Source organism: Methylomonas rosea (assembly GCF_024505055.1).
In the GTDB taxonomy this organism is placed as follows: Bacteria; Pseudomonadota; Gammaproteobacteria; order Methylococcales; family Methylomonadaceae; genus Methylomonas; species Methylomonas rosea.
In genome coordinates this window covers 1-8,271 of the sequence record NZ_JANIBL010000103.1, presented here as the reverse complement: position 1 = coordinate 8,271, position 8,271 = coordinate 1, and the positions used below count along the sequence as shown (strand labels likewise).

The following is an 8,271-nucleotide window of genomic DNA, read 5'->3' as shown; positions in this document are numbered from 1 at the left end:
CGCTTGGCTACGCGCCATGTGCTGCAGGTTTTGACGGGAGAAGATCAGGGTGCTCGGTCCATCTTGACGCTCAATGGCCGCTTTCCAGGACACTGCCGACTCAACGGCGTCGCAAGGGCGCCAGACTTGCATGTTGGGGATCATGCGCAGGGTGGCGGTTTGTTCGACGGGTTGGTGGGTCGAGCCGTCTTCGCCTAGGCCGATGGAGTCGTGGGTGTAGACGAAGATGGTCGGAATTTTCATCAACGCGGCCATGCGTAGGGCGTTACGGGCGTATTCGCTGAACATCAGGAAGGTAGCGCCGTAGGGTTTGAAACCGCCGTGCAGGGTCAGGCCGTTCATGATGGCGGACATGCCGAACTCACGCACGCCGTAGTAGATGTAGTTGCCATCAAAGCCGGGCTGGTTGACATCTTTGCAGCCGGACCAGAGGGTCAGGTTGGAACCGGCCAAGTCGGCGGAACCGCCCAGCAGTTCAGGCAGCAAGGGGCCAAAGCCGTTCAGGGTGTTTTGCGAAGCTTTACGGCTGGCGATGGTTTCGCCTTTGGCATCGACGGCCGCAATGAAGGCTTTGGATTTCTCCGCCCAATCGGCAGGCAGTTCATTTTTGATGACCCGACGTTCGAATTCGGCAGCCAGTTCCGGATGTGCGGCTTTGTAGGCGGCAAATTTGGCGTTCCAGGCGCTTTCCAGTTGGGCACCTTTGGCGTTGGCGTCCCAGCCGGCTTTGATGTCGGCAGGGATTTCAAACGGCGCATGCGGCCAACCCAGGTTTTCACGGGTCAGGGCAATTTCGGCTTCACCCAAAGCGGCACCGTGGCATTCTTCTTTGCCTTGTTTGTTCGGCGAACCGAAACCAATGGTGGTCTGGCAGCAGATGATGGTCGGTTTGTCGGTGACTTTTTTCGCTGCTTCGATGGCGGCTTTCACTGCCTCGGCGTCGTGACCGTCGACTTTAGGAATCACGTGCCAGCCGTAGGCTTCAAAACGTTGCGGGGTGTTGTCCAGGAACCAGCCTGCGACGTTGCCGTGACCACGCACTTCACCATCGATGGAGATGTTGTTGTCATCGTAGAAGGCGATCAGTTTGCCCAGTTTCATGGAGCCAGCCAGGGAGCAGGCTTCGTGGGAGATACCTTCCATCAAGCAGCCGTCACCCAGGAAGACGTAGGTGTGGTGGTCGACGATGTCGTGACCGGGACGGTTGAATTGACCGGCCAGGGTACGTTCGGCCAACGCAAAGCCCACGGCATTGGTGATACCTTGTCCCAGAGGACCGGTGGTGGTTTCAACGCCGTCGGTGTAGCCGTACTCAGGGTGTCCGGGGGTTTGCGAGTGCAGTTGGCGGAACTGTTTCAGTTCTTCGATCGGCAGATTGTAGCCGGCCAAATGCAGCAAGGAATAAATCAGCATGGAGCCGTGACCGTTGGACAGGATGAAGCGGTCGCGGTTAGGCCATTTGGGGTTGCTGGGGTTGTGTTGCAGAAAATCGTTCCACAATACTTCTGCGATGTCGGCCATCCCCATCGGCGCACCTGGGTGCCCTGAGTTGGCTTTCTGTACGGCGTCCATGCTGAGTGCGCGGATGGCGTTCGCTAAGTCTCGGCGCGAAGGCATGTTTGGTTCTCCTTATTTAATCTCTGTTGTGCGAGCCGGCTCATTATCGGCCTTGCTCGGTAAAAACTGGGGGTTATAACAAACGAAAGGACGAGTGGCGTTAACCACCCGTCCTTAATATTTCCTAATAACTAGGTATTGCCAAAGCTGGCTTATGCAGCAGCAGCGTCAACCAGTTCGCGGATCTCGCGAGCAGATGTAGCTGGGCATGGCGCACCATAAATAGCAGCACCAACCACGATGATGTTCGCACCAGCTTCAACAACTTGTTGTACAGTGGCTTGTTTGATACCGCCGGCAACAGAGATGCGAACATTCAGACCCAAACGAGCGATGTCGTTCAGATCAGTAAAAGGTGTGTGACCAGCTGCTTGCGCGTCCAGACCTGTGTGAATACCAACGATTTGCGCACCCAGTTTAACGGACTCTCTCGCGCATTCAGCTTTGTCAGCCACGTTGATCAAGTCGATTTGGGTTTCAGCGCCGTGTTTTTTCGCAGCTTTGATAACGCCGGCGATAGTCGCCAAACCGGAAACACCCAATACTGTGCAGATGTCCGCGCCAGCAGCATAGAAAGCACCGGCTTCGTATTCGCCTGCGTCCATAGTTTTCAAGTCAACCAACAACAATTTGTCTGGGTAACGTTGTCTCAGTTCTTTAACCAGGTTGATACCGTTGTATTTAATGCAAGGAGTGCCGATTTCAAAAATATCAACATAAGGCGCTACTTTATCAGCCAATTCGACAGTTTGGTTGAAATCCAGTGAATCCAACGCCATTTGAATTAATGGTCTTGCCATATTTATGTGCTCCGATTGTTATAGTTACAGTTATTGTTTTAAGACCCACCCCCCGACCAAAACGCCATTTTCAGGTCTTTAAGTCGAGAGCGCCGCAAGCCTTTGTCGATGGGCAGTTTTCGCGAGTGCGGCAACTCTAAATCAGAATAAGGCACCCTGTCAATTGAAGACCGACTATTTACTCAGTAAAAACCCTGTATTCAGTCCGGATCGATAAAAACTTAACCGCCCAAACCGGTCCAAGGCTTGAATAGCCCGGTCGCATCCACCCCGAACATATCCAGGATTCGCCCCACACCCTCATCTACCATCGCCCGCACGGAATCGGTCTTGTTGTAAAAAGCCGGCATCGGCGGATAGATAATTCCGCCCATTTCCGTGACACTGGCCATATTGCGGATATGCGCCAAATTTAACGGTGTCTCGCGGGGCACCAACACTGTTTTACGGCGCTCTTTCAATGCCACGTCCGCCGCCCGGGAAATCAAGTTATCGCCAAACCCATGCGCCACAGCCGCCAGCGTTTTCATCGAACACGGCGCAACCACCACACCCTCTGTCTTGAAAGAGCCGCTGGCAATACACGAGGCAATATCGTTTATGCCGTGCGTAACGTCTGCCAACGCATACAAAGTAGCCCTATCCATATCCAGTTCGTATTTCAGGTTAACGAAACCCGCGGACGATACCACCAGATGAGTTTCCCATTCATCTTTCTCCCGCAACACTTGCAGCATCCTAACGCCATAAATCGCCCCGGTAGCGCCGGTTATTGCAATAACCAGTCGTTTTTTGTCGTTCATAATGCCCTTGTCTACGCTAAAAGCTTGGCCATGTCATCGGTCGCGGACACCAACGCATCGATCATTTCTTCGCCTCGCGCAATGTGTCCGGCATTCGGCAATACGACGTAACGAGATTGCGGCAAGGCCTGATTCAGGCGCCAGCCAGCTTCCGCCGGACAGGTCAAATCGTTTCGGCCATGGATGATGATGGTCGGTATCGACTGCAACCCCGCACAGTTTTCCAGGATTTGATTTTCGCGGATGAAATAATCATGAATGGCATAAGACAACTCCATTTTTACTTGCCGCAACATCTGCTCGCTAACCGCCTCCATACTCTCCAAGTAGTCATTACCTAAGGCCACTTGTCCGCTCCAGGCCTGCCATTGTTGAGCAGCGTGCTTGGCAGCGTCCTGATCGGCACCAAAAATTGCCTCCACCAATCGCTCCAAGACATTGGCGTCCGGCAAATTGGGTAAATTGTCCAATAAGATCTGCCAACGCTCGGGATAGATTTTATTGACGCCGTTACCCAAAAACCACTCCATATCGGCCTGCCTGGCTAAAAACACGCCGCGCAAAATCATTGCCGATACCTGTTGCGGATGCTGCTGAGCATAAAGCAAAGCCAAGGTGCCGCCCCAGGAACCGCCGAATAACAACCATTTTTCAATACGTAATTGAATGCGGATACGTTCCATATCCGCCAGTAAATCCTGAGTGGTATTACCTTGCAATTCGCCAAACGGCTCCGATAATCCGCAGCCACGCTGATCCATCAGGATAATGCGGTAACGCTCGGGATCGAAAAAACGCCGATGATCCGGCTTGGTACCGGAGCACGGGCCGCCATGCAAAAATATCGCCGGAATACCGGCCGGATTGCCGGATTGCTCAACATACACGCGATGGTCGCTGCCTGTTTCCAGAAAAAAAGTATGGAAGGGTGAAATATCCGGATAGAGGGTTTTCATTATTTTTCATCCATAAAAAAAGGGAAGGCTGTTACACCTTCCCTTTTGCATACCGAATAAGCTACAAACTTAGAATTTGAAACCTACGTAACCGCCAGCGTTGAAACCGTCGGTAGCAGTACCGTCCAATTTGCTGGTTGAGTAGTGGTAACGCACGTCAGTACCCAATACGATGCCTCTGTAGATATCGTATTCAGCACCTGCGCCAAAATTCATGCCGGCGTTCAACACGGAAACCGCGTTGGACGGAACGCCCAGGATGTTGATATCCAGGCCGACCGGAATGATCCAAGGACGTAATTTGCTGTCATGCATGAATTTGATTTTTGGCGAAGCATTGATTCTTAAACGCGCATCCGTAGCTGTCGCAGAATTAGCGTAAAGAGGAACAGCACCAGTTCCACCTACCGCGACAGGCACAACCGCAGTACCGTTAGTTACGGTATTGGTACCTGTACCATATTGAGAATATTCAACACCCAATTCGATAGCGAACGATGTATCATCCATCAGGCCAAACAAATCGTTGTTGACGTTAAAGTCAAACGCACCACCGAAGTAAAAGCCTTCGTTGTTTTGATTATTTGACAACAAAGCGCCATCGGTCAAGAAATTGGTATTACCTCTAGCATGATCCAAAGCTGACCAACCGCCGCGCACCGCAACCAAGTTGTCTTTTGCAGACGCTTGCGCAGGAGTCGATTTAACAGACGCCATCCATTGATCCAGCTCTTGAACTTTTGCACTGGCAGCAGTTGAACTAGCAGTTGAAGATTTAACGCGGCTCAATTCGGCTTGCATGGCTTGCATTTGATCGGCCATTTGTTGCATTTGCGCTTCCAGAGCTTCGGTTTTTCTAGCGGCAGCGTCAGCTACGCGCTCTGCACTGGAACCAGCAGCTTGGGCTTGTGGGGCAATGAATGCTCCAGCCATTGTCAAAGTCGCCGCGGCAACGCCCAGCGCTAATTTGGTTTTAGTAAAACTCATTGTTGTCCCCCCCAAGGGTAGTTATTGTTAAGACTGAATTGGCTTTATAGCAACACAGGATTTCTTCACGTGGGCAATAATAGCAGCAAAACACTAGCCTTACAAGTTTTAAGTCTATTTTTTTTACTCAAAAATTTTGTTTTATATCAATAAGATACAAATACTTTATAAACTATAATCCATATTTGTCAAAAATTAACAACAGCCATTTGCTTTTTTACACACCCATCAACAATCGGCAAACCCTATCTAAATAAGCCGGCTTCGTGTTACCTTAAAAAAGCTTTCTTACACCCGTTTTCCTCAGCATTTGCATGACCACACACCTGGATATTCTGATCATCGGCGGCGGTATCAGCGGCCTGTTAGCCGCTCGAGAACTCCGCCTTGCCGGCCGCGACGTCACGATCCTCGACAAATCCAAACCGGGCCAGGAATCCTCATGGGCCGGCGGCGGCATTTTGCTGCCGATTTACCCTTGGCGCCAAGCCGCAGCCATCTCCGAATTAGCCGTCAATAGCCTAAAAAAATACCCTGCCTTAAGCCAGGAACTGCTCGCCGCTACCGGTATCGATCCGGAATGGTACGACTGCGGCATGCTGATCTGCAAAAACCCGGACTACGAACAAGCCATACAATGGTGTGAACACTACCGCATCGACTACCAGCCGGCAGCAACGGGATTGACTGAGCCGTTTACCAGCGATCTCGACCAACCGCTGTGGCTGCCGGAAATTGCCCAAGCCCGCAATCCAAGATTGTTGAAATCGCTCCACGCCTACTTAGTACAGGTAGGTGTGCAATTTCTGGATACTACCGAAGTCCACAAAATCCGCGTTGCCAACCATCAAGTTGAGAGCATTGAAACCGCTGACCGGACCTATTCCGCACAACATCTGATCGTCAGCGCCGGCGCCTGGACGACTGATTTAATGCAAGACTTATTGCCGGATTGGCCTATAGACCTGCAAATCAGGCCTGTCAGAGGCCAGATGCTGCTGTTCGACGCCACGCCAGCCACCTTGCCTTATATGGTGCTGGACGGCGATCAGTATTTAATCCCGCGCCGCGACGGCAAAATTTTGGCGGGCAGCACCGTAGAGCAAGCCGGCTTCAACAAGATCACTACCGAGGACGCCAAACAGCAGCTTTACCAGTTCGCCACCGAATTACTGCCGGCCTTGAAAAACTATCCGGTTTGCCATCATTGGGCGGGCTTACGCCCCGGCAGTCCGCAAGGCATTCCCTCTATTGGGCGGCATCCCGACATTGAGAATCTCAGCATCAATGCCGGCCATTTTAGAAATGGTTTGGTGATGGGGCCGGCTTCCGCAAAGTTGCTGGCTGACCTGATTCTGCACCGTCCCACCGAAATAGACCCGACACCGTATTCGCTAACTCGAGCAAGCGCGCCATGAATCTTTATCCTTTATTACGCCCATTACTATTTTCCCTGGCCCCGGAAACCGCGCATCATGTCACGCTGGATTTGTTAAAGCTGGCCAAGCAAACCGGCTTATCGGCTTTGAGCAGACCAAGATCCAGTGGAAAGCCGGTTAACGTGATGGGCTTGAACTTTAAAAACCCGCTGGGACTGGCGGCGGGCTTAGATAAAAACGGCGATTACATCGATGCGCTGGCCGAGTTGGGTTTTGGCTTTATCGAGATCGGTACCGTCACTCCTCGCCCACAACCCGGCAATCCCAAGCCGCGCCTGTTCCGCCTACCGGAACACCAAGCCATCATTAACCGGATGGGCTTTAACAATCTGGGTGTCGATCATTTACTAGAACAAGTCGGTAAATGCCAATATCGCGGCGTTTTGGGCATTAACATCGGCAAGAACGCCGACACCCCACTGGAAAATGCTACCGAAGATTATCTGATTGGCCTGCGCAAAAGCTATGCGGCGGCAAGCTATATCACGATCAACATTTCCTCGCCCAACACCAAGAATTTGCGCCAACTGCAGCAAGGTGACGAGATCAAACAATTGTTAAGCGCTTTGAAGGAAGAACAACTGAAGCTTCAGATGACGCATGGCAAATACACGCCCATCGCGGTGAAAATCGCGCCGGATTTAACGGATGAGGAAATTAGCCACATCACGGCATTGCTGCTGGAATTTGCTGTCGACGGCGTGATTGCCACCAACACCACCATCGCCCGCGATAAAATCCAGGGCCATATCCATGCCAATGAAGCGGGCGGCTTGAGTGGCGCACCGGTCAAAGACAGTTCGACTCGGGTAGTAAAAGGTTTGGCTGCGGAATTGAGCGGCAAACTACCGATTATTGCGGCCGGCGGGATATTGAGCGCCTCAGACGCCCAAGAGAAATTAGCCGCCGGCGCCAGCTTGGTGCAGATTTACAGCGGCTTGATTTACAAAGGACCGCAACTGATCGACGAGATATTGAACACCATCTAATCGGCTAGCCCCCTGACCTTATCAAACCCATCTATTTGAGGCTGTCGTAAAAGTCAAAATGTAGGTTGGGTTAGCGTAGCGTAACCCAACAAAATCAAAACGTTGGACTTCATAGCATGAAGCATAATCTACCTTTTACGACACTCTCTATTTGGTGAGGTCACTCGATCATTCATCGTCTTCGGCGCTTTCAGGGCTCGCTACCCGATGACAACTCGCCGCGAATCACCTTGCAGAGGCGTTTTCGAAGGCGTTCACCGACGCATTCATCGTCCAGCCGCCACCGAAAGCCCGATACAACGACACCATCGCCACGCCGACCGCCGTTTCGGCTCTGGCGCGTTCGTCGCTGACGGCCAGTTTGCTGCGTTGCGCATCCAGCACGGCCAGATAATCGCTCGCGCCGCGCTGATACAAGGCGTCGACCAGCCGGTAAGCTTTTTCCGCCGAGGCTTCCGCTTCAGTCAATCGGCCTAGGCTATCCGTGGCGGAACGGTGCGCAACGAAAGCGTTTTCCACGTCCTCTAATGCCAGCAAAAAAGTCTTCTCGTAATTGACGGCGATTTGGTCCAGCCGCGCATCGGCGGCGGCGATATGGGCGCGGATGCGTCCGGCGTTGAAGATCGGCGCCGAAAGGCCCGAGCCTAAGGCATAGACGCTCTCGGCCAGACTCGGAAAAC

General features: G+C 52.3%; 8 protein-coding genes. 2 read left to right on the top strand and 6 right to left on the bottom strand.

Features of this window, described 5'->3' with window-relative positions:
• From tkt to NP589_RS20860, 5 genes are all read right to left on the bottom strand, one after another.
• On the bottom strand, positions 1-1,617 hold a 1,617-nt coding region (tkt, locus tag NP589_RS20880; RefSeq protein WP_256608698.1), incomplete at its 3' end, for a transketolase.
• A 152-nt stretch (positions 1,618-1,769) separates the two neighbouring features.
• The gene (gene hxlA / locus NP589_RS20875; protein WP_064037702.1) at positions 1,770-2,417 is read right to left on the bottom strand and encodes a 3-hexulose-6-phosphate synthase; all 648 of its coding nucleotides are present in this window, start codon (positions 2,415-2,417) and stop codon (positions 1,770-1,772) included.
• 221 nt (positions 2,418-2,638) lie between these two features.
• Positions 2,639-3,220 carry a UbiX family flavin prenyltransferase gene (locus NP589_RS20870; RefSeq protein ID WP_256608697.1) on the bottom strand — a complete coding sequence of 194 codons (582 nt, stop codon included), beginning with the start codon at positions 3,218-3,220 and terminating at the stop codon, positions 2,639-2,641.
• Positions 3,221-3,231: 11 nt separating this feature from the next.
• Complete coding sequence (pip, locus tag NP589_RS20865) at positions 3,232-4,176, bottom strand: prolyl aminopeptidase (RefSeq protein WP_256608696.1); 945 nt, start codon at positions 4,174-4,176, stop codon at positions 3,232-3,234.
• Positions 4,177-4,245: 69 nt separating this feature from the next.
• On the bottom strand, positions 4,246-5,007 hold the full coding sequence (locus NP589_RS20860) for a hypothetical protein (RefSeq protein WP_256608695.1): 762 nt from the start codon (positions 5,005-5,007) through the stop codon (positions 4,246-4,248).
• Positions 5,008-5,477: 470 nt separating this feature from the next.
• On the opposite strand from NP589_RS20860, the gene thiO reads away from it, so the two are divergent.
• Both thiO and NP589_RS20850 read left to right on the top strand, forming a co-directional pair.
• Complete coding sequence (thiO, locus tag NP589_RS20855; RefSeq protein WP_256608694.1) at positions 5,478-6,581, top strand: glycine oxidase ThiO; 1,104 nt, start codon at positions 5,478-5,480, stop codon at positions 6,579-6,581.
• Positions 6,578-7,591 (top strand): quinone-dependent dihydroorotate dehydrogenase, encoded by a 1,014-nt coding sequence (locus tag NP589_RS20850; protein ID WP_256608693.1) that lies wholly within the window; start codon positions 6,578-6,580, stop codon positions 7,589-7,591. The genes thiO and NP589_RS20850 overlap by 4 nt, the downstream gene beginning before the upstream one ends.
• A gap of 225 nt (positions 7,592-7,816) precedes the next feature.
• Here the strand turns inward: NP589_RS20850 and NP589_RS20845 are convergent.
• The coding region (locus NP589_RS20845; protein ID WP_256608691.1) for a TolC family protein at positions 7,817-8,271 on the bottom strand (455 nt) is incomplete at its 5' end.